Source organism: Escherichia sp. E10V10 (assembly GCF_004211985.1).
GTDB lineage: Bacteria > Pseudomonadota > Gammaproteobacteria > Enterobacterales > Enterobacteriaceae > Escherichia.
In genome coordinates this window covers 216,949-236,564 of the sequence record NZ_RHJO01000010.1, presented here as the reverse complement: position 1 = coordinate 236,564, position 19,616 = coordinate 216,949, and the positions used below count along the sequence as shown (strand labels likewise).

Genomic DNA, 19,616 nt, shown 5'->3' with positions numbered 1-19,616 from the left:
TCTCCTGGAGTTAAAAATTACTGCTGCCAACCGCCCCCTAAGGCGGTATATAAAGAAATTTCGTTAACCTGACGGGCATAATTCAGGTCAAGTAAAGTTTGTCGGGTTGCAAATAAAGAACGCTCGGCATCCAGCACTTCCAGATAACTTACCGCGCCGTGCTGATATAATGCCCGCGCCCGTTGCAAAGTAATTTTCAGCGACGCCAGATAACGCTGCTGGGCGCTAATTTGATCGTTCAGGCTTTGACGTAATGCCAGCGCATCAGCCACTTCTTTAAAGGCGTTCTGGATTTTCTGTTCATAATTCACCACCGACTGCTGCTGGCGAATTTCGGCGATATCCAGATTGGCCTGGTTGCGTCCGGCATTAAAAATGGGGATCTCTATTTTGGGAATAAAATTCCACATCCCGCTGCTGGCGTTAAATAATGACGACAGATCGCTGCTGGCGGTTGATATTCCGCTGGTCAGGCTTATAGATGGGAAAAATGCCGCACGCGCAGCGCCAATATTGGCATTAGCCGCCATTAACGCGTGTTCAGCTTCCATAATATCCGGGCGCTGCAATAAGATTTGCGACGACAAGCCCGCCGGTAATTTAACGCTTTGCAGGCTGTCGCTGTTTACTGTCTGCGCTTGCGGCAGCTTGCCGTAGCTTCCCAATAACAGTTGCAATGCATTATTCGCCTGCGCCAGTTCCCCCTGACGTTTAGCGATGTCACTGCGGGTACTTTCTATCACCCCGCGAGCCTGTTCCAGCGCCAGAACATTGCTGCTACCGGTCAACAGTTGTTTTTCGACAAACGCATATGACTGCTGATAATTACGCAGCGTTTCTTCGGCTATTTGCAATTGCGCATAAGCCAGCTGTTGATTGAAATAGCTTTGCGCGACATTAGAAACCAGCAAAATATGCACCGCGCGCTGAGCTTCCTCAGTGGCTAAATAATTTTGGCGCTCGGCTTCACTCATGTTCTTTAAGCGACCGAAAAAATCGAGATCAAAGCTGGCGTTAAGGCCAGTTGAGAACTCCCGCGTCGAGGCTGAATCGCCTTTAAGATTGCCGCTCCAGCTGCCGCTGCCCTCGCCATTGAGCTGTGGGTAGCGGTCGGCATCGGTCAGACGATATTGCGCCCGTGCCTCCTGCACTTTCAGCGTCGCCATGCGCAAATCCCGGTTATTCACCAGCGCCTCGCTAATCAGCGTCTTCACCTGATTATCAACAAAAAAGGTGCGCCAGCCCGCGTTCTGGTAGTTATCTGCTGCGTTAACCAGGCCGTTCTGGTTGAGTGAGAACTGCTGCGGCACGGGCATTGCCGGGCGCTGATAATCCGGTGCCAGTGAGCAACCGCTTAGCGCAAGGGCCACACAAAGTGTCAGGAATTTACAATGAGACATAGGCGCATAATTTCTGGTGATTTTATGCAGCCAACTTTACTCGCCAGGCTCTGATTTTCCGGTGACAGGAAAATGACAAAATTGTCATTTTGCCAATAAGCGATTGCCATCTGATCCCGCTACTCTAGAATTGCCCGAGCAACATGCGGAGGAAATATGAAACTGTTGATTGTCGAAGATGAAAAGAAAACCGGAGAATACTTGACCAAAGGGTTAACCGAAGCCGGTTTTGTGGTCGATTTGGCCGACAACGGGCTGAATGGCTACCATCTGGCGATGACCGGTGATTATGACCTGATAATCCTCGATATTATGCTGCCGGACGTGAACGGCTGGGATATCGTGCGCATGTTGCGTTCCGCCAATAAAGGGATGCCGATTCTGTTGCTTACCGCGCTTGGCACCATTGAACATCGCGTCAAAGGGCTGGAGCTGGGAGCGGATGACTATCTGGTGAAGCCGTTCGCTTTTGCTGAACTGCTGGCGCGGGTGCGCACTCTACTGCGGCGTGGGGCGGCGGTAATTATCGAAAGTCAGTTTCAGGTTGCCGATCTGATGGTCGATCTCGTCAGCCGCAAAGTCACCCGCAGCGGCACGCGCATCACTCTGACCAGTAAAGAGTTTACTCTGCTGGAGTTTTTCCTCCGCCATCAGGGCGAAGTGCTGCCCCGCTCGCTTATCGCCTCGCAGGTATGGGACATGAATTTTGACAGCGATACCAACGCCATTGATGTGGCGGTGAAGCGGCTGCGCGGCAAAATCGACAACGACTTTGAGCCAAAGCTGATTCAGACCGTGCGCGGCGTGGGTTACATGCTAGAGGTGCCGGATGGTCAGTAAGCCATTTCAGCGCCCGTTTTCGCTGGCAACCCGCCTGACCTTTTTTATCAGCCTGGCCACCATCGCGGCGTTTTTCGCCTTTGCCTGGATCATGATCCACTCGGTAAAAGTGCATTTTGCCGAGCAGGATATTAATGATTTAAAAGAGATTAGCGCCACACTCAAGCGCGTTCTTAATCATCCCGAAGAGACGCAAGCCCGACGCTTGATGACGCTGGAAGATATCGTCAGTGGTTATTCCAACGTGTTGATTTCCCTGGCAGATAGCTACGGTAAAACGGTGTATCACTCCCCTGGTGCGCCGGATATCCGCGAGTTTACGCGTGACGCCATACCCGATAAAGACGCACAGGGCGGCGAGGTGTATCTCCTTTCCGGCCCGACGATTATGATGCCAGGCCACGGTCACGGGCATATGGAACACAGCAACTGGCGGATGATTAACTTGCCGGTTGGCCCGCTGGTTGACGGCAAACCGATTTATACGCTCTACATCGCGCTTTCGATCGATTTTCATCTTCATTACATAAATGATTTGATGAACAAACTTATTATGACCGCATCGATCATCAGCATCCTGATCGTCTTTATCGTGCTGCTGGCGGTACATAAAGGTCACGCGCCGATCCGCAGCGTCAGCCGTCAAATCCAGAATATCACCTCGAAAGATCTCGACGTTCGCCTTGACCCGCAAACCGTGCCGATTGAGCTGGAACAGTTGGTACTGTCGTTCAACCATATGATCGAGCGTATTGAAGATGTTTTTACTCGTCAGTCCAATTTCTCAGCGGATATCGCCCACGAAATTCGCACGCCGATTACGAATCTCATTACGCAAACGGAAATCGCCCTCAGCCAGTCGCGCAGCCAGAAGGAGCTGGAAGATGTGCTCTACTCTAATCTCGAAGAGCTGACGCGAATGGCGAAAATGGTCAGCGATATGCTGTTTCTCGCCCAGGCCGATAACAACCAGTTAATCCCCGAAAAGAAAATGCTCAACCTGGCGGATGAAGTCGGCAAAGTGTTCGATTTTTTCGAGGCGTTAGCGGAAGATCGCGGCGTGGAGTTGCGGTTTGTTGGCGACAAGTGTCAGGTTGCGGGCGATCCGCTGATGCTGCGTCGGGCGTTAAGCAACCTGCTTTCTAATGCCCTACGTTATACGCCACCCGGAGAGACAATTGTAGTGCGCTGCCAGACGGTCGATCACCAGGTGCAAGTTACCGTCGAAAACCCCGGTACGCCCATTGCGCCCGAACACTTACCGAGATTGTTTGACCGTTTCTACCGCGTTGACCCTTCCCGCCAGCGAAAAGGCGAAGGTAGCGGCATTGGGCTGGCGATAGTGAAATCGATTGTTGTCGCGCATAAAGGCACGGTTGCAGTAACGTCAGATGCGCGGGGGACAAGGTTTGTGATCACATTACCCGCTTAATCATTCAGCAAATGGCAGCTTTTATAACCAGTGTAAAAATAACGTGCCGCAATAATCCTACCTATTAATGATAAAAAGCTGTCACGATTCATAAAAAACCTTAATATACGCCACCCTAAACATAACCAGCGTTAATGTAAGGTTTTTGTGTGGACTGGCTTCTTGATGTTTTTGCTACCTGGCTATATGGCTTAAAAGTAATCGCGATAACGTTAGCGGTCATTATGTTCATCAGCGGGCTGGACGATTTTTTCATTGATGTCGTCTACTGGGTACGCCGCATTAAGCGCAAGTTGAGTGTTTATCGCCGCTACCCGCGAATGAGTTACCGCGAACTGTATAAGCCGGATGAAAAACCATTAGCGATTATGGTTCCGGCGTGGAACGAAACAGGCGTCATCGGCAATATGGCCGAACTGGCGGCAACCACGCTCGACTACGAAAACTATCATATCTTTGTTGGCACTTACCCCAACGACCCTGATACCCAGCGTGATGTTGACGAAGTGTGCGCTCGCTTCCCGAACGTGCATAAGGTGGTCTGCGCGCGTCCTGGCCCCACCAGCAAAGCAGACTGTCTGAACAATGTGCTGGATGCCATTACCCAGTTTGAACGTAGCGCCAATTTCGCCTTTGCTGGTTTTATCCTGCATGATGCTGAAGACGTGATTTCGCCAATGGAATTGCGACTGTTCAATTATCTGGTTGAGCGTAAAGATCTGATTCAGATCCCGGTGTATCCGTTCGAACGCGAATGGACGCACTTCACCAGCATGACCTATATCGATGAGTTTTCAGAACTGCATGGCAAAGATGTTCCGGTGCGTGAAGCTCTCGCCGGACAGGTACCTAGCGCAGGCGTCGGCACCTGCTTTAGCCGCCGCGCCGTGACCGCACTATTGGCCGACGGTGACGGTATCGCTTTCGACGTGCAGAGTCTTACTGAAGATTACGACATTGGTTTCCGCCTGAAAGAGAAAGGTATGACGGAAATTTTTGTCCGTTTTCCGGTGGTGGACGAAGCCAAAGAACGCGAGCAGCGTAAATTTTTACAGCACGCGCGGACATCAAACATGATCTGCGTGCGCGAATATTTCCCCGATACCTTTTCGACTGCGGTTCGGCAAAAGTCTCGTTGGATCATCGGCATTGTTTTCCAGGGTTTTAAAACTCACAAATGGACCTCCAGCCTGACGCTGAACTACTTTCTCTGGCGCGACCGCAAAGGGGCAATCAGTAACTTTGTCAGCTTCCTCGCGATGCTGGTAATGATCCAGCTTTTGCTGTTGCTGGCGTATGAAAGCTTGTGGCCTGATGCCTGGCATTTCCTTTCTATCTTCAGCGGCAGTGCATGGTTTATGACCCTGCTGTGGCTAAACTTTGGCTTGATGGTTAACCGCATTGTGCAGCGGGTGATTTTTGTCACCGGCTACTACGGTTTGACACAGGGCCTGCTTTCCATCCTGCGTCTGTTCTGGGGCAACCTGATTAACTTCATGGCCAACTGGCGAGCGTTAAAACAAGTACTTCAACACGGCGATCCACGTCGCGTCGCGTGGGATAAAACAACGCATGACTTCCCCAGCGTGACTGGCGATACCCGTTCGTTGCGCCCGTTAGGTCAAATTCTGCTGGAAAATCAGGTCATCACCGAAGAGCAACTCGATACAGCACTGCGTAATCGTGTCGAAGGTTTACGTCTCGGCGGTTCGATGCTAATGCAAGGACTGATTAGCGCCGAACAACTGGCGCAAGCACTGGCTGAACAAAATGGCGTACCGTGGGAATCCATCGATGCCTGGCAGATCCCTTCTTCGCTGATTGCCGCGATGCCGGCCTCCGTGGCTCTACATTATGCGGTACTGCCGCTGCGTCTGGAAAATGATGAATTAATTGTCGGCAGTGAAGATGGCATCGACCCTGTTTCGCTGGCGGCGCTGGCGCGTAAGGTCGGACGGAAAGTACGTTACGTCATTGTTCTGCGTGGACAAATTGTCACCGGATTACGTCACTGGTATGCACGTCGGCGCGGCCATGACCCGCGGTCAATGTTGTACAATGCGGTTCAGCATCAGTGGCTCACGGAACAACAAGCCAGCGATATCTGGCGGCAATATGTGCCGCATCAGTTCCTGTTCGCCGAAATACTGACCACGCTCGGTCATATTAATCGTTCAGCCATTAACGTGTTGTTGCTGCGCCATGAGCGCAGCTCTCTGCCGCTCGGCAAATTTTTGGTCACCGAAGGCGTTATCAGCCAGGAAACGCTGGATCGCGTACTGTCAATTCAGCGCGAATTACAAGTTTCGATGCAATCACTATTACTCAAAGCAGGTTTAACCACCGAACAGGTTGCACAACTGGAGTCCGAAAATGAAGGAGAATAACCTTAATCGCATCATCGGATGGTCTGGTTTGCTGCTGACGTCCTTATTGAGTACCAGCGCACTCGCAGACACTATCGGCACCAGCGCAGAAGAGCTGGGGCTGAGTGACTATCGCCATTTTGTTATTTATCCCCGTCTCGATAAGGCGCTGAAGGCACAGAAAAATAACGACGAAGCAACCGCCATCCGCGAATTTGAATATATTCATCAGCAGGTGCCGGATAATATTCCGTTGACGTTATATCTGGCGGAGGCTTATCGCCATTTTGGTCATGATGACCGCGCGCGATTATTGCTTGAGGATCAACTGAAACGTCACCCTGGAGATGTCCGACTTGAGCGCAGTCTGGCGGCAATTCCAGTTGAAGTGAAAAGCGTTACGACTGTTGAAGAGTTGCTCGCCCAGCAAAAAGCGTGCGAGGCTGCGCCGACCCTGCGTTGTCGCAGCGAAGTCGGGCAGAATGCGCTGCGACTGGCGCAGTTGCCTGTCGCCAGAGCGCAACTGGACGATGCAAAGTTTGCCGCGTCGCCGGAAGGGAGAACGTTGCGGACCGATCTGCTGCAACGAGCAATCTACCTGAAACAATGGTCGCAGGCAGATACGCTATACAATGAAGCACGCCAGCAGAATACATTAAACGCGACAGAGCGCCGTCAGTGGTTTGACGTTCTTCTTGCCGGAGAACTGGACGATCGGATCCTTGCTCTGCAATCAGTGGGGATCTTCACCGATCCACAGTCGTACATTACTTACGCGACTGCGCTGGCTTATCGTGGCGAAAAAGCACGCCTCCAGCGTTATCTCGCTGAAAATACGCCGCTATTTACCACGGACACACAAGAGAAAAGCTGGCTCTATCTGTTATCGAAATACAGCGCCAACCCCGTGCAGGCATTGGCGAATCATCAGGTACAGTTTGCCGATAACCGCCAGTATGTTGTTGGCGCAACGCTACCGGTGCTGTTAAAAGAAGGTCAGTACGACGCGGCGCAAAGACTGCTCGCTACCCTCCCCGCCGATGAAATGCTTGAAGAGCGTTATGCCGTTAGCGTAGCGACCCGTAACAAGGCTGAAGCCCTGCGTCTGGCACGATTGCTGTATCAGCAAGAACCGGCAAATCTTACCCGCCTGGATCAACTGACCTGGCAACTGATGCAGAACGAGCAGTCACGCGAAGCTGCCGATTTATTGCTGCAACGCTATCCCTTCCAGGGTGATGCGACCGTCAGCCAGACTTTAATGACACGGCTGGCTTCTCTGCTGGAAAGTCATCCTTACCTGGCGACGCCTGCAAAAGTGGCGATTTTATCGAAACCCTTGCCGCTGGCGGCGCAACGTCAGTGGCAAAGCCAGTTGCCGGGTATTGCAGATAATTGCCCGGCAATTGTTCACTTGCTGGGCGATATGTCGCCTTCCTACGATGCCGCCGCCTGGAACCGTCTGGCAAAGTGTTATCGGGACACGCTACCCGGCGTGGCGTTATATGCATGGCTTCAGGCGGAAAAAAGGCAACCGAACGCCTGGCAACATCGCGCCGTGGCTTATCAGGCTTACCAGGTGGAAGATTACAGCACCGCCCTGGCAGCCTGGGAGAAAATCAGCCTTCACGAAATGAGCAATGAGGATCTGCTCGCCGCCGCCAACACCGCTCAGGCAGCGGGAAATGGCGCGGCTCGCGATCGCTGGCTTCAACAGGCAGAACAACGTGGGCTGGGAAACAATGCCCAATACTGGTGGCTGCATGCGCAACGTTATATTCCAGCGCAGCCAGAACTCGCGCTAAACGATCTCACTCGCTCAATTAACATTGCGCCTTCTGCCAACGCTTACGTCGCGCGGGCAACGATTTACCGCCAACGTCATAATGTCTCAGCGGCAGTGAGCGATCTGCGCGCGGCGCTTGAACTGGAACCGAATAATAGCAACACCCAGGCGGCGCTCGGCTACGCCCTGTGGGATAGCGGTGATATCGCGCAGTCGCGGGAAATACTGGAACAGGCGCATAAAGGACTACCGGACGATCCGGCACTGATCCGACAACTGGCCTACGTGAACCAGCGTCTGGATGATATGCCTGCGACGCAGCACTACGCCCGGCTGGTGATTGATGACATTGATAATCAGGCGCTGATTACACCGCTAACGCCGGAACAAAATCAACAACGCTTTAATTTCCGTCGCTTGCATGAGGAGGTCGGTCGCCGCTGGACGTTCAGTTTCGATTCTTCTATCGGCTTGCGTTCCGGCGCAATGAGTACCGCTAACAATAATGTCGGCGGCGCAGCGCCTGGGAAAAGCTATCGTAGCTACGGACAACTGGAAGCGGAGTACCGCATCGGGCGCAATATGCTGCTGGAAGGCGACCTGCTCTCGGTTTATAGCCGCGTCTTTGCCGATACCGGAGAAAACGGGGTGATGATGCCGGTGAAAAATCCGATGTCCGGCACCGGATTGCGCTGGAAGCCGCTGCGCGATCAGATCTTTTTCCTCGCCGTTGAACAGCAGTTCCCACTAAACGGGCAAAATGGCGCCTCCGACACCATGCTGCGTGCCAGCGCCTCGTTCTTTAACGGCGGAAAATACAGCGATGAATGGCACCCGAACGGTTCTGGCTGGTTTGCGCAAAATCTGTATCTCGATGCGGCGCAATATTTTCGTCAAGATATTCAAGCGTGGACGGCAGATTATCGAGTGAGCTGGCATCAGAAGGTAGCGAACGGGCAGACTATTGAACCTTACGCTCACGTACAGGGTAACGGCTATCGGGATAAAGGTACTCAGGGCGCGCAGGTGGGCGGCGTTGGCGTACGCTGGAATATCTGGACCGGCGAGACGCACTACGACGCCTGGCCGCACAAAGTCAGTCTCGGCGTCGAATATCAACATACCTTTAAGGCGATTAATCAACGTACAGGGGAGCGCAACAACGCGTTTCTCACCATTGGAGTGCACTGGTAAATGCGTAAGTTAATTTTCGTATTGCTGACACTTTTGTTGGTCAGTCCTTTTTCCTTTGCGATGAAAGGTATTATCTGGCAACCACAAAACCGCGATAGTCAGGTCACCGACGCCCAGTGGCGTGGGCTGATGAGTCAGTTGCATTTGCAAGGATTCGACACCCTGATTATGCAATGGACCCGTTACGGCGATGCGTTCACCCAGCCAGAACAGCGGGCATTATTGTTTAAGCGTGCCGCAGCTGCGCAACAAGCTGGCCTGAAGCTGATTGTTGGTTTGAATGCCGATCCGGAATTTTTTCTGCATCAGAAGCAGTCATCTGCGGCGCTGGAGAGCTATCTTAATCGCCTGCTGGTCGCCGATCTCCAGCAGGCCAGATTATGGAGCGCCGCACCCGGCGTTACGCCGGATGGCTGGTATATCAGCGCAGAAATTGACGACCTGAACTGGCGCAGCGAAGCCGCTCGCCAGCCATTGCTGAAATGGTTAAACAACTCACAACGGCTGATCAGTGATGTTTCGGCAAAACCGGTTTATATCAGTAGCTTTTTCGCCGGAAACATGTCGCCCGATGGCTATCGGCAACTGCTGGAACAAGTGAAATCTACTGGCATCCACGTCTGGGTACAGGATGGTAGCGGCGTCGATAAACTTACCGCCGAACAGCGTGAGCGTTATCTGCAGGCCAGTGCCGATTGCCAAACGTTCTCCCCCGCCAGCGGCGTTGTTTATGAACTGTTTGTCGCCGGTAAAGGTAAAACCTTTGAAGCAAAACCAAAACCGGATGCAGAAATTGCTTCGCTGTTAGCGAAACGTTCCTCCTGCGGCAAAGACGTGCTTTATTTCTCCCTGCGCTATTTGCCTGTCGCTCACGGCATTCTTGAGTATTAATGATTTAAGGGAGCAACTTTGCTTGCTCCTTTCCTTTTCACTTTCCTGGTCAGAATCCTGTAAATATTAATTGGACACAAATAATCAGTGTAGCCACTACTCAGAGGCATTACATAATCATATTCATACCATCATATAACTTTTAAATAAGAACAATTACTCATTAATTGCATTAGTATCAGTATATTCCTTTACACGGAAATATACTTTTATCTAATACACAAAGAGAGTCAATGATGAGTAAAATCACAGGTGTTTTAGTTGATAACCATATCTATGATATTAAAAATGATATGAAGGGTGGTTACAATTTTCCTAATAGCCTGTTCCCAGGCGCCACCTTCAAGATGGTCATTGATAATGACCCTGTTAATAATGATAAGGTAACATGGAGCTGTAGCACTGATGCAGACAATAATGCTCTGGCAGTGAGTCAGGATGGCACAGTGACTTTTCCGAATGTAGATGAAAGGTGCGTTTGGAAGATTTTTGCTATTTTCGCCACTGATAAAATAACGAATAAATCCGCCGGCGCTTATACTTTTCTCGTGAAGCGTTTTTTCAAATACAGCATTGAAAATTATAAATCAGTTAAAAATATTTTACCGTGGATTGAAAACATGAACGGAGAATTTCCTGACGCGCAGGATATCGACAGTTACGATTATAATGATCATAATTCAGGACATATTATCAAGCGAGAAGTTAACGCAAGACTTTACCAGGAATGGGGCAATGTAGCTAATAGCGGATGGAACACAAATAGTGAGGGTGCAGGTATTTGTAGCATTTACGCTTTTAATAAAGAAAATAATACTTATTATTGGCTGAAAAATGATGGGGTCAGACAGGAATTGAGCGGGGGTTTCCCCGCACAGGCAGTTGCATCCTACAGTGACCCCATCGACTGATTATGTTTTTTGTCCACTATCATTTGAATTATTGCAGCGTAAAAAAGCAGCCCATATAAACATACGGGCTGCTTTTTATTAAACTCGAACGAAACTATTTTTAATGTGGTGCGCTTCGTGACAATAAGTTAATTACCAACACTCCGGCACAAATCAACATCATGCCTATAATGGCTGGCAGATCCAGCCGTTGGCCGAAAAATCCCCAGGACAGTAAACTAATCAGGACGATACCGACTCCTGACCAGATAGCATAAGCAATCCCTGTAGGAATATAAGCCAGCGTCTGAGCTAATAACCAGAATGATGCACAGTAACAAATAATTGTACCAACAGAGGGCCATAACCGTGTAAAACCCTCTGAAAACTTCATTAAGGTTGTACCAATGACCTCTGCAAGTATTGCACCACCAAGATAAATATAAGGGTTCATAGCCTATTCTTTCCTGTTAATACCGAAGAGAATTGTACTACAGTTTGAACCTAACTCATCAGTTTCCTCCTGGTGCATTCATTGATGTTTTTCATCAGTGCTTCAGGAAATGGGCGGATGAGAATCCATAGAAATGGTACGTAGATATGCTCACCTTGCGCCTAATCATTTGACGGAGCAGGCGAGGAAAACAGACGACATTTTGGTAATGACGCCTCAAAGATGTGCCATTTCTGAAATTATGGGGAAATAAAGAAGGCGTAACTGATTGAATTGTAATGGCGCGCCCTGCAGGATTCGAACCTGCGGCCCACGACTTAGAAGGTCGTTGCTCTATCCAACTGAGCTAAGGGCGCATTACACCGCGAGATGCTGTAATCGCGTGAATTATACGGTCAACCCTTGCTGAGTCAATGGCTTTTGAACCGGTTGCTGAACAAGTGTACGGCGGTGTCTATTTATCTCACCATGAAAGCAAGGAAACACATATCCGCCCTCTGTCTGGAACAGGTAAACCTGTTTTTCATTTATAAAGAGTACTATTTTCTTACGTTACAGAAAATTGTGCGTTTATATGAGCCGGGTAACTATCAAACCAGCAACGCGCTGTTGCCCAAAAAAACAGCGGATTACGGATAGTCCAGAAAACGAAACCTGACAGCGCGCCCCGCTTCTGACAAAATAGGCGCATCCCCTTCGACCTACGTAACAGATGGAATCCTCTCTCTGATGGCAGCAAAGATTATAGATGGTAAAACGATTGCGCAGCAGGTGCGCTCTGAGGTTGCTCAAAAAGTTCAGGCGCGTATTGCGGCCGGACTGCGGGCGCCAGGACTGGCCGTTGTGCTGGTGGGTAGCAACCCTGCATCGCAAATTTATGTCGCAAGCAAACGCAAAGCTTGCGAAGAGGTGGGATTCATCTCCCGCTCATACGACCTTCCGGAAACCACCAGCGAAGCAGAGCTGCTGGAGCTTATCGATGTACTGAATGCCGACAACACCATCGATGGCATTCTGGTACAACTGCCATTACCGGCGGGTATTGATAACGTCAAAGTGCTGGAACGTATTCACCCGGACAAAGACGTGGACGGTTTCCATCCTTACAACGTCGGTCGTCTGTGCCAGCGCGCGCCGCGTCTGCGTCCCTGCACCCCGCGCGGTATCGTCACGCTGCTTGAGCGTTACAACATTGATACCTTCGGCCTCAACGCCGTGGTGATTGGCGCATCGAATATCGTTGGCCGCCCGATGAGCATGGAACTGCTGTTGGCAGGTTGCACCACCACCGTGACTCACCGCTTCACTAAAAATCTGCGTCATCATGTAGAAAATGCCGATCTGTTGATCGTTGCCGTCGGTAAGCCGGGCTTTATTCCTGGTGACTGGATCAAAGAAGGCGCAATTGTGATTGATGTCGGCATCAACCGTCTGGAAAATGGCAAAGTTGTGGGCGACGTCGTGTTTGAAGACGCGGCTAAACGCGCCTCATACATTACGCCTGTTCCGGGCGGCGTTGGCCCGATGACGGTTGCCACGCTGATTGAAAACACGCTACAGGCGTGCGTTGAATATCATGATCCACAGGGTGAGTAACATGGCGACATTTTCTTTAGGTAAACATCCGCACGTTGAGCTGTGCGACTTGCTGAAACTGGAAGGCTGGAGCGAAAGCGGCGCGCAGGCGAAAATCGCGATAGCCGAAGGCCAGGTAAAAGTCGACGGCGAAGTTGAAACGCGTAAACGTTGCAAAATCGTCGCCGGTCAGACAGTGAGTTTTGCAGGTCACAGCGTACAGGTTGTTGCCTGATCCCTTTCCCGGCCTGTATCAACAGGCCGGTTCTCTTTTCAGACTTTTGCCCTCTACGCCCCATTCATCCATGCTGATAGCATCGACATTTTGCCGAAGCGATCATCATGCCAACCGTTATTACGCACGCCGCCGTTCCCCTTTGCATTGGTTTAGGGTTGGGTTCGAAAGTCATCCCTCCGCGTCTGTTATTTGCCGGAATCGTCCTGGCGATGCTGCCTGATGCCGACGTATTGTCGTTTAAATTTGGCGTTGCTTACGGCAATGTTTTTGGTCATCGCGGGTTTACCCATTCGCTGGTGTTTGCGTTTGTTGTCCCGCTGTTATGTGTGCTGATTGGACGTCGATGGTTCAGGGCTGGGCTGATTCGCTGCTGGCTGTTTTTAACCGTCTCGTTGCTATCGCACAGCTTGCTGGATTCGGTAACCACTGGCGGTAAAGGTGTTGGCTGGCTGTGGCCGTGGTCAGATGAACGCTTTTTCGCTCCCTGGCAGGTGATTAAAGTCGCGCCGTTTGCGTTGTCTCGTTACACCACGCCGTATGGGCATCAGGTGATAATTTCTGAATTGATGTGGGTGTGGTTGCCGGGGATGCTACTGATGGGAATGTTGTGGTGGCGCAGGCGACAACCGGATGCGAAAACTCGCATCCGGCAATAGCGCAATTACTTACGACGCCAGGTGGTCCCTTGCGGGCCATCTTCCAGCACGATCCCCATCTCGTTAAGACGGTCACGCGCCGCATCTGCCGCCGCCCAGTCTTTCGCTTTACGGGCATCCAGACGCTGTTGAATTAACGCTTCAATCTCAGCCACTTCGCTGTCGTCTGCTTGTGCACCGCTTTGCAGGAACGCTTCCGGTTCTTGCTCCAGCAGGCCCAATACGGCGGAAAGTTTACGCAGGTGAGACGCCATTGCATTCGCCGCTGCCATATCTTCTGCTTTCAGACGGTTTACTTCACGCGCCATATCAAACAGTACGGAATAGGCTTCCGGGGTGTTGAAATCATCGTCCATCGCTTCAATAAAGCGCGCTTCAAACGCTTCGCCACCGGCAGGCGCAACGGTTTTATCTGTGCCGCGCAGCGCAGTGTAGAGACGCTCCAGCGCCGCACGCGCCTGCTTCAGGTTCTCTTCGCTGTAGTTCAGCTGGCTGCGATAGTGGCCCGACATCAGGAAGTAACGCACGGTTTCGGCGTCGTAGTATTTCAGCACATCGCGCACGGTAAAGAAGTTGCCCAGCGATTTGGACATCTTCTCGCGGTCAACCATCACCATCCCGGAGTGCATCCAGTAGTTCACATACTGACCATCATGCGCACAGGTGGACTGAGCGATTTCGTTCTCGTGGTGTGGAAACATCAGGTCAGAACCGCCGCCGTGGATATCAAAGTGGTTACCCAGCTGTTTGCAGTTCATTGCTGAACACTCAATGTGCCAGCCTGGACGGCCCGCGCCCCACGGAGACGGCCAGCTCGGTTCGCCCTCTTTCGACATCTTCCACAGAACGAAGTCCATCGGGTTGCGTTTGTCGTCGACCACGTCAACGCGCGCGCCTGCCTGCAGCTGGTCAAGATCCTGACGCGACAGCACGCCATATGTCGGATCGGTCGGGACGTCGAACATCACGTCGCCGTTGTCCGCCACATAAGCGTGACCTTTGGCGATCAGTTGTTCAGTGAGTTCAATAATTTCTGCGATATGGTGCGTCGCGCGCGGCTCCATATCCGGGCGCAGAATATTCAAAGCATCAAAATCTTTGTGCATTTCGGCGATCATGCGATCCACCAGCGCCACAAAGCTTTCGCCATTTTCATTGGCGCGCTTGATGATTTTGTCATCGATATCGGTAATGTTACGCACATACTTCAACTTATAGCCGAGGAAACGCAGATAGCGCGCAACCACGTCAAAAGCAACAAAGGTACGCCCGTGACCGATATGACAGAGATCGTAAACGGTGATTCCACACACGTACATGCCGACTTCCCCGGCGTGAATAGGCTTAAATTCCTCTTTTTGGCGTGTCAGAGTATTGAAGATTTTTAGCATCGAAGATTCCGTTTAGACATGTGTGGGTAATTGAGTTGCGTATAATACCCATATTTCCCGCGCGAATCAGCATACATTGCGAGATGATCCGATCGTGCGGTTATGCTATAACACCACCCTATATATGACCCGAACCGGGTTGAAGCACCAATCAAACGGAACAGGATGCAAAAATGGTTACTTTCCACACCAATCACGGCGATATTGTCATCAAAACTTTTGACGATAAAGCACCTGAAACAGTTAAAAACTTCCTGGACTACTGCCGCGAAGGTTTTTACAACAACACCATTTTCCACCGTGTTATCAACGGTTTTATGATTCAGGGCGGCGGTTTTGAGCCGGGCATGAAACAAAAAGCCACCAAAGAGCCGATCAAAAACGAAGCCAACAACGGTCTGAAAAACACCCGTGGTACGCTGGCAATGGCCCGTACTCAGGCACCGCACTCTGCAACTGCACAGTTCTTCATCAACGTGGTTGATAACGACTTCCTGAACTTCTCTGGCGAAAGCCTGCAAGGTTGGGGCTACTGCGTGTTTGCTGAAGTGGTTGAAGGCATGGACGTGGTAGACAAAATCAAAGGTGTTGCAACCGGTCGTAGCGGTATGCACCAGGACGTGCCAAAAGAAGACGTCATCATTGAAAGCGTGACCGTTAGCGAGTAATCGTGGCGACACTCTTTATTGCAGATCTTCATCTCTGCGTGGAAGAACCGGCGATCACCGCCGGTTTTCTGCGTTTTTTAGCGGGAGAAGCCCGCAACGCCGACGCGCTGTATATTCTTGGCGATCTGTTTGAAGCCTGGATTGGCGACGACGATCCCAGCCCGTTTCATCGCCAGATGGCCGCAGCGATCAAAGCGGTGTCCGATTCCGGCGTTCCCTGTTATTTCATTCATGGCAACCGTGATTTTCTGCTCGGCAAACGCTTTGCCCGTGAAAGCGGCATGACGTTATTGCCGGAAGAAAAGGTGCTCGAACTTTATGGTCGTCGGGTGTTGATTATGCATGGCGACACGCTGTGCACCGATGATGCGGGTTATCAGGCTTTTCGCGCCAAAGTCCACAAACCCTGGCTGCAAACGCTATTCCTCGCCCTGCCGTTGTTTGTGCGCAAACGTATTGCCGCGCGAATGCGCGCGAACAGTAAAGAAGCCAACAGCAGCAAATCGCTGGCGATCATGGACGTTAACCAAAACGCGGTGGTCAGTGCGATGGAAAAACATCAGGTGCAATGGCTGATCCACGGGCATACCCATCGCCCGGCGGTACATGAACTTATCGCCAATCAGCAACCGGCTTTTCGCGTGGTACTGGGAGCCTGGCATACGGAAGGTTCGATGGTGAAAGTCACGGCGGATGACGTTGAGTTGATTCATTTTCCGTTTTAAATACCCGCGACTTTGCTGATTCCACAGCTACGCAACCGTTTTCCTTGCTCTCTTTCCGTGCTATTCTCTGTGCCCTCTAAAGCCGAGAGTTGTGCACCACAGGAGTTTTAAGACGCATGTCTTCCCGCAATAATCCGGCGCGTGTCGCCATCGTGATGGGGTCCAAAAGCGACTGGGCTACCATGCAGTTCGCCGCCGAAATCTTCGAAATCCTGAATGTCCCGCACCACGTTGAAGTGGTTTCTGCTCACCGCACCCCCGATAAATTGTTCAGCTTCGCCGAAAGCGCCGAAGAGAACGGTTATCAGGTGATTATTGCGGGCGCAGGCGGCGCAGCGCACCTGCCAGGCATGATTGCCGCCAAAACGCTAGTGCCAGTGCTGGGCGTGCCAGTACAGAGCGCCGCACTGAGCGGTGTCGATAGCCTCTACTCCATCGTACAAATGCCGCGCGGCATTCCGGTGGGTACGCTGGCGATTGGTAAAGCTGGCGCGGCAAACGCGGCATTACTGGCAGCACAAATTCTTGCAACTCACGATAAAGAACTGCACCAGCGTCTGAATGACTGGCGCAAAGCCCAGACCGACGAAGTGCTGGAAAACCCGGACCCTCGAGGTGCGGCATGAAACAGGTTTGCGTCCTCGGTAACGGGCAGTTAGGCCGTATGCTGCGCCAGGCTGGCGAACCGTTAGGCATTGCTGTCTGGCCGGTCGGGCTGGACGCTGAACCGGCGGCGGTGCCTTTTCAACAAAGCGTGATTACCGCTGAGATCGAACGCTGGCCGGAAACCGCATTAACCCGCGAGCTGGCGCGCCATCCGGCATTTGTGAACCGCGATGTGTTCCCGATTATTGCCGACCGTCTGACTCAGAAGCAGCTTTTCGACAAGCTCCACCTGCCGACCGCACCGTGGCAATTACTTGCTAATCGCAGCGAGTGGCCTGCGGTGTTTGATCGTTTAGGTGAGCTGGCGATTGTTAAGCGCCGCACTGGTGGTTATGACGGTCGCGGTCAATGGCGTTTACGCGCCAATGAAACCGAACAGTTACCGGAAGAGTGTTACGGCGAATGTATTGTCGAGCAGGGCATTAACTTCTCTGGCGAAGTATCGCTGGTTGGCGCGCGCGGCTTTGATGGCAGCACCGTGTTTTATCCGCTGACGCATAACCTGCATCAGGACGGTATTTTGCGCACCAGCGTCGCTTTCCCGCAGGCCAATGCGCAGCAGCAAGCGCAAGCCGAAGAGATGCTGTCGGCGATTATGCAGGAGCTGGGCTATGTGGGCGTGATGGCGATGGAGTGTTTTGTCACCCCGCAAGGTCTGTTGATCAACGAACTGGCACCGCGTGTGCATAACAGCGGTCACTGGACGCAAAACGGCGCCAGCATCAGCCAGTTTGAGCTGCATCTGCGGGCGATTACCGATCTGCCGTTACCGCAACCAGTAGTGAATAGTCCGTCGGTGATGATCAACCTGATTGGTAGCGATGTGAATTATGACTGGCTGAAACTGCCGCTGGTGCATCTGCACTGGTACGACAAAGAAGTCCGTCCGGGGCGTAAAGTGGGGCATTTGAATTTGACCGACAGCGACACATCGCGTCTGACCGCGACGCTGGAAGCCTTAATCCCGCTGCTGCCGCCGGAGTATGCCAGCGGTGTGATGTGGGCGCAGAGTAAGTTCAGTTGAGCCATATCGGGTGGCTAATTCTCGTCACCCGTCACCTCATTTCAGCCGATGCCACGGAATCAGATTATCCATTAACACCGCCAACAAAATACTAACCAGCAATCCGTTACTTAATAATGGGCGAAGCGTTAATGGCAGATCCTGTAAATAGACCGGCGGTAATCCCATTAAAAAGATCCCAACAAATAACGGTAGTGCGAGTCGATAAACATTACGCGCCGTAAAGTTAATTTGTTGGCTAAAAAGTAGCGCAGAAAAGAGTAATGGCAAATAAGACACTAACATTACCGCACTCGTTACCGGCAGCGGAATACTGCTGAATAAGCGCGTCAGTGGCGGAGTCATCGCTACCAACAAACAAATCGCACTACCGTAGAGAAATGAACGACGTGTCGCATCGCCAGTTTGCGTTAATAAACCAATAGACGAAACGAACGGAGAAAAGGGAATAATAGCCATCGGCACCGTCACCAGCGTCATCACCCCTGTGACCACGAAACTTCGACGATAACGTCTGTTTCCCGCCCCTTGTTGTGGGTAAAAAATATCAGTACCCCGGACTGCACCATAAGTATTGCTGATATTAACCAGACCGGTAATTACCGCCGTCACAATAATCCCTGGGGATAACTTGCCTCCGCTCCCCAAGGGAAACCATTGCCAGTGCAGTTCAGAATGAATTATTGGCGATGAAGGAAAGCAGAAACGCCAAAGTAGCCAACCTAGTATTGTCCCCACCAATACCCCATAACGTGCCAAACGCTGGGGAAGAAAAATAATCATCGCCAGCACCAGACACATTACCGCTACCGACAGAGCAAACGCTGGAAACTGAATTTTAAAATTTGGGTCGGCAATACCAAACGGCAAACCTAACATTCCCTTAAAGAAGATAGTGGTAAGCTGCGCGCCCAGCATCAACATAAAAACGACCATCACGGTTGGGGTGAACAAGCGTGCCAGACGGTGACCTAACCCACTAATACCAATTAAAATAGTCAGTACGCCGGAAATCGCAATTCCTGCTACCAGACTATTGGCAATATCATTGAGCGGTGTACCTCGCGATGATTCACCCAACGTGATGGTGAGGATCGTTCCCCACCATAAACCTCCAGGCCCTTCCATAATAGCGCGGCGATGACCGAAAAATGCCTGAGCGATACAGGCTAATGCGGTTGCCAGAAATGCATATTGCGTCAGTGTCAGCAAACAGCTTTGCGGTAGCTGAAATGCCGAAAGCAACGTTGGCGGAACCACTACGGTGTTACAAAAAATGAAGAAAAACCACTGAAAACCAGACAACATATTTTCGCGGTTAAATGAAATATTAAACATAGGAACACCTGTTAAAATCGCGCCAACTGCTATCATTTATCGAATACAGATAACTTCATTCCCCACCAGCCAGGTATTAAAA

17 protein-coding genes, 1 tRNA gene and 1 pseudogene are annotated in these 19,616 nt (G+C 51.3%); 14 read left to right on the top strand and 5 right to left on the bottom strand.

Features of this window, described 5'->3' with window-relative positions; translation table 11 throughout:
- Window positions 1-17: 17 nt before the first annotated feature.
- A complete protein-coding gene (gene cusC, locus D9736_RS14505) occupies window positions 18-1,400 on the bottom strand; it encodes a Cu(+)/Ag(+) efflux RND transporter outer membrane channel CusC (protein ID WP_130258577.1) in 1,383 nt (460 codons plus the stop codon).
- 156 nt (window positions 1,401-1,556) lie between these two features.
- Between cusC and cusR the strand changes: the two genes are divergently transcribed.
- The 6 genes from cusR to D9736_RS14475 all read left to right on the top strand — a co-directional run bounded on the left by cusR (window position 1,557) and on the right by D9736_RS14475 (window position 10,820).
- Entirely contained in the window at window positions 1,557-2,240 is a 684-nt protein-coding gene (gene cusR / locus D9736_RS14500) for a copper response regulator transcription factor CusR (protein ID WP_000770953.1), read from the top strand.
- Window positions 2,230-3,672: a Cu(+)/Ag(+) sensor histidine kinase CusS gene (gene cusS / locus D9736_RS14495; RefSeq protein WP_130258576.1), complete on the top strand. Its 1,443-nt coding sequence runs from the start codon at window positions 2,230-2,232 to the stop codon at window positions 3,670-3,672. The genes cusR and cusS overlap by 11 nt, the downstream gene beginning before the upstream one ends.
- A 149-nt stretch (window positions 3,673-3,821) precedes the next feature.
- Window positions 3,822-6,059, top strand: coding sequence for a cyclic di-3',5'-guanylate-activated glycosyltransferase NrfB (gene nrfB, locus D9736_RS14490; RefSeq protein ID WP_130258575.1), 2,238 nt, complete (start codon window positions 3,822-3,824; stop codon window positions 6,057-6,059).
- A complete protein-coding gene (gene nfrA / locus D9736_RS14485; RefSeq protein WP_130258574.1) occupies window positions 6,046-9,018 on the top strand; it encodes a bacteriophage adsorption protein NfrA in 2,973 nt (990 codons plus the stop codon). Before nrfB ends, nfrA begins: the two co-directional genes overlap by 14 nt.
- Window positions 9,019-9,909 carry a DUF4434 family protein gene (locus D9736_RS14480; RefSeq protein ID WP_130215581.1) on the top strand — a complete coding sequence of 297 codons (891 nt, stop codon included), beginning with the start codon at window positions 9,019-9,021 and terminating at the stop codon, window positions 9,907-9,909.
- Window positions 9,910-10,142: 233 nt separating this feature from the next.
- On the top strand, window positions 10,143-10,820 hold the full coding sequence (locus D9736_RS14475) for a hypothetical protein (RefSeq protein ID WP_130258573.1): 678 nt from the start codon (window positions 10,143-10,145) through the stop codon (window positions 10,818-10,820).
- Window positions 10,821-10,920: 100 nt separating this feature from the next.
- Here D9736_RS14475 and emrE read toward each other — a convergent pair whose 3' ends face one another.
- The gene (emrE, locus tag D9736_RS14470) at window positions 10,921-11,253 is read right to left on the bottom strand and encodes a multidrug efflux SMR transporter EmrE (protein WP_001070440.1); all 333 of its coding nucleotides are present in this window, start codon (window positions 11,251-11,253) and stop codon (window positions 10,921-10,923) included.
- A 94-nt stretch (window positions 11,254-11,347) separates the two neighbouring features.
- Between emrE and D9736_RS14465 the strand changes: the two are divergent.
- Window positions 11,348-11,506 (top strand): annotated as a pseudogene (locus D9736_RS14465) (integrase); the annotation flags it as partial.
- Window positions 11,507-11,532: 26 nt separating this feature from the next.
- Here D9736_RS14465 and D9736_RS14460 read toward each other — a convergent pair.
- Window positions 11,533-11,609 (bottom strand) — tRNA-Arg (locus tag D9736_RS14460).
- A gap of 373 nt (window positions 11,610-11,982) precedes the next feature.
- On the opposite strand from D9736_RS14460, the gene folD reads away from it, so the two are divergent.
- From folD to D9736_RS14445, 3 genes are all read left to right on the top strand, one after another.
- The gene (gene folD / locus D9736_RS14455) at window positions 11,983-12,849 is read left to right on the top strand and encodes a bifunctional methylenetetrahydrofolate dehydrogenase/methenyltetrahydrofolate cyclohydrolase FolD (RefSeq protein ID WP_064529024.1); all 867 of its coding nucleotides are present in this window, start codon (window positions 11,983-11,985) and stop codon (window positions 12,847-12,849) included.
- A gap of 1 nt (window position 12,850) precedes the next feature.
- On the top strand, window positions 12,851-13,063 hold the full coding sequence (gene ybcJ / locus D9736_RS14450; protein WP_130206373.1) for a ribosome-associated protein YbcJ: 213 nt from the start codon (window positions 12,851-12,853) through the stop codon (window positions 13,061-13,063).
- A 107-nt stretch (window positions 13,064-13,170) separates the two neighbouring features.
- Window positions 13,171-13,722, top strand: coding sequence for a metal-dependent hydrolase (locus tag D9736_RS14445; RefSeq protein WP_130258572.1), 552 nt, complete (start codon window positions 13,171-13,173; stop codon window positions 13,720-13,722).
- A 5-nt stretch (window positions 13,723-13,727) separates the two neighbouring features.
- Here the strand turns inward: D9736_RS14445 and cysS are convergent, their stop codons facing one another.
- Entirely contained in the window at window positions 13,728-15,113 is a 1,386-nt protein-coding gene (gene cysS / locus D9736_RS14440) for a cysteine--tRNA ligase (RefSeq protein WP_000912345.1), read from the bottom strand.
- A gap of 173 nt (window positions 15,114-15,286) precedes the next feature.
- Here cysS and ppiB point away from each other — a divergent pair, with 173 nt between their 5' ends.
- From ppiB to purK, 4 genes are all read left to right on the top strand, one after another.
- Window positions 15,287-15,781 (top strand): peptidylprolyl isomerase B, encoded by a 495-nt coding sequence (gene ppiB, locus D9736_RS14435; RefSeq protein WP_000256002.1) that lies wholly within the window; start codon window positions 15,287-15,289, stop codon window positions 15,779-15,781.
- A 2-nt stretch (window positions 15,782-15,783) separates the two neighbouring features.
- Window positions 15,784-16,506, top strand: a complete 723-nt coding sequence (gene lpxH, locus D9736_RS14430) for a UDP-2,3-diacylglucosamine diphosphatase (RefSeq protein WP_130258571.1) — start codon at window positions 15,784-15,786, stop codon at window positions 16,504-16,506.
- Between the two features lie 116 nt (window positions 16,507-16,622).
- Window positions 16,623-17,132 (top strand): 5-(carboxyamino)imidazole ribonucleotide mutase, encoded by a 510-nt coding sequence (gene purE, locus D9736_RS14425; protein WP_001295318.1) that lies wholly within the window; start codon window positions 16,623-16,625, stop codon window positions 17,130-17,132.
- Window positions 17,129-18,196, top strand: coding sequence for a 5-(carboxyamino)imidazole ribonucleotide synthase (gene purK, locus D9736_RS14420; RefSeq protein ID WP_130258570.1), 1,068 nt, complete (start codon window positions 17,129-17,131; stop codon window positions 18,194-18,196). Before purE ends, purK begins: the two co-directional genes overlap by 4 nt.
- 36 nt (window positions 18,197-18,232) lie before the next feature.
- On the opposite strand, the gene D9736_RS14415 is transcribed toward purK, so the two are convergent.
- Window positions 18,233-19,534, bottom strand: a complete 1,302-nt coding sequence (locus D9736_RS14415; RefSeq protein WP_130206365.1) for a uracil/xanthine transporter — start codon at window positions 19,532-19,534, stop codon at window positions 18,233-18,235.
- Window positions 19,535-19,616: the final 82 nt, after the last annotated feature.

What these genes read in the sequence shown, in the direction of transcription:
- folD (WP_064529024.1), top strand. Translation starts at nt 11,983, where the DNA reads ATGGCAGCAAAGATTATAGATGGTAAAACGATTGCGCAGCAGGTGCGC.
- D9736_RS14415 (WP_130206365.1), bottom strand. Translation starts at nt 19,534, where the DNA reads ATGTTTAATATTTCATTTAACCGCGAAAATATGTTGTCTGGTTTTCAG.
- D9736_RS14480 (WP_130215581.1), top strand. Translation starts at nt 9,019, where the DNA reads ATGCGTAAGTTAATTTTCGTATTGCTGACACTTTTGTTGGTCAGTCCT.
- cusS (WP_130258576.1), top strand. Translation starts at nt 2,230, where the DNA reads ATGGTCAGTAAGCCATTTCAGCGCCCGTTTTCGCTGGCAACCCGCCTG.
- D9736_RS14475 (WP_130258573.1), top strand. Translation starts at nt 10,143, where the DNA reads ATGATGAGTAAAATCACAGGTGTTTTAGTTGATAACCATATCTATGAT.
- ppiB (WP_000256002.1), top strand. Translation starts at nt 15,287, where the DNA reads ATGGTTACTTTCCACACCAATCACGGCGATATTGTCATCAAAACTTTT.
- purK (WP_130258570.1), top strand. Translation starts at nt 17,129, where the DNA reads ATGAAACAGGTTTGCGTCCTCGGTAACGGGCAGTTAGGCCGTATGCTG.
- D9736_RS14445 (WP_130258572.1), top strand. Translation starts at nt 13,171, where the DNA reads ATGCCAACCGTTATTACGCACGCCGCCGTTCCCCTTTGCATTGGTTTA.
- purE (WP_001295318.1), top strand. Translation starts at nt 16,623, where the DNA reads ATGTCTTCCCGCAATAATCCGGCGCGTGTCGCCATCGTGATGGGGTCC.
- emrE (WP_001070440.1), bottom strand. Translation starts at nt 11,253, where the DNA reads ATGAACCCTTATATTTATCTTGGTGGTGCAATACTTGCAGAGGTCATT.
- cysS (WP_000912345.1), bottom strand. Translation starts at nt 15,113, where the DNA reads ATGCTAAAAATCTTCAATACTCTGACACGCCAAAAAGAGGAATTTAAG.
- cusC (WP_130258577.1), bottom strand. Translation starts at nt 1,400, where the DNA reads ATGTCTCATTGTAAATTCCTGACACTTTGTGTGGCCCTTGCGCTAAGC.
- nfrA (WP_130258574.1), top strand. Translation starts at nt 6,046, where the DNA reads ATGAAGGAGAATAACCTTAATCGCATCATCGGATGGTCTGGTTTGCTG.
- cusR (WP_000770953.1), top strand. Translation starts at nt 1,557, where the DNA reads ATGAAACTGTTGATTGTCGAAGATGAAAAGAAAACCGGAGAATACTTG.
- ybcJ (WP_130206373.1), top strand. Translation starts at nt 12,851, where the DNA reads ATGGCGACATTTTCTTTAGGTAAACATCCGCACGTTGAGCTGTGCGAC.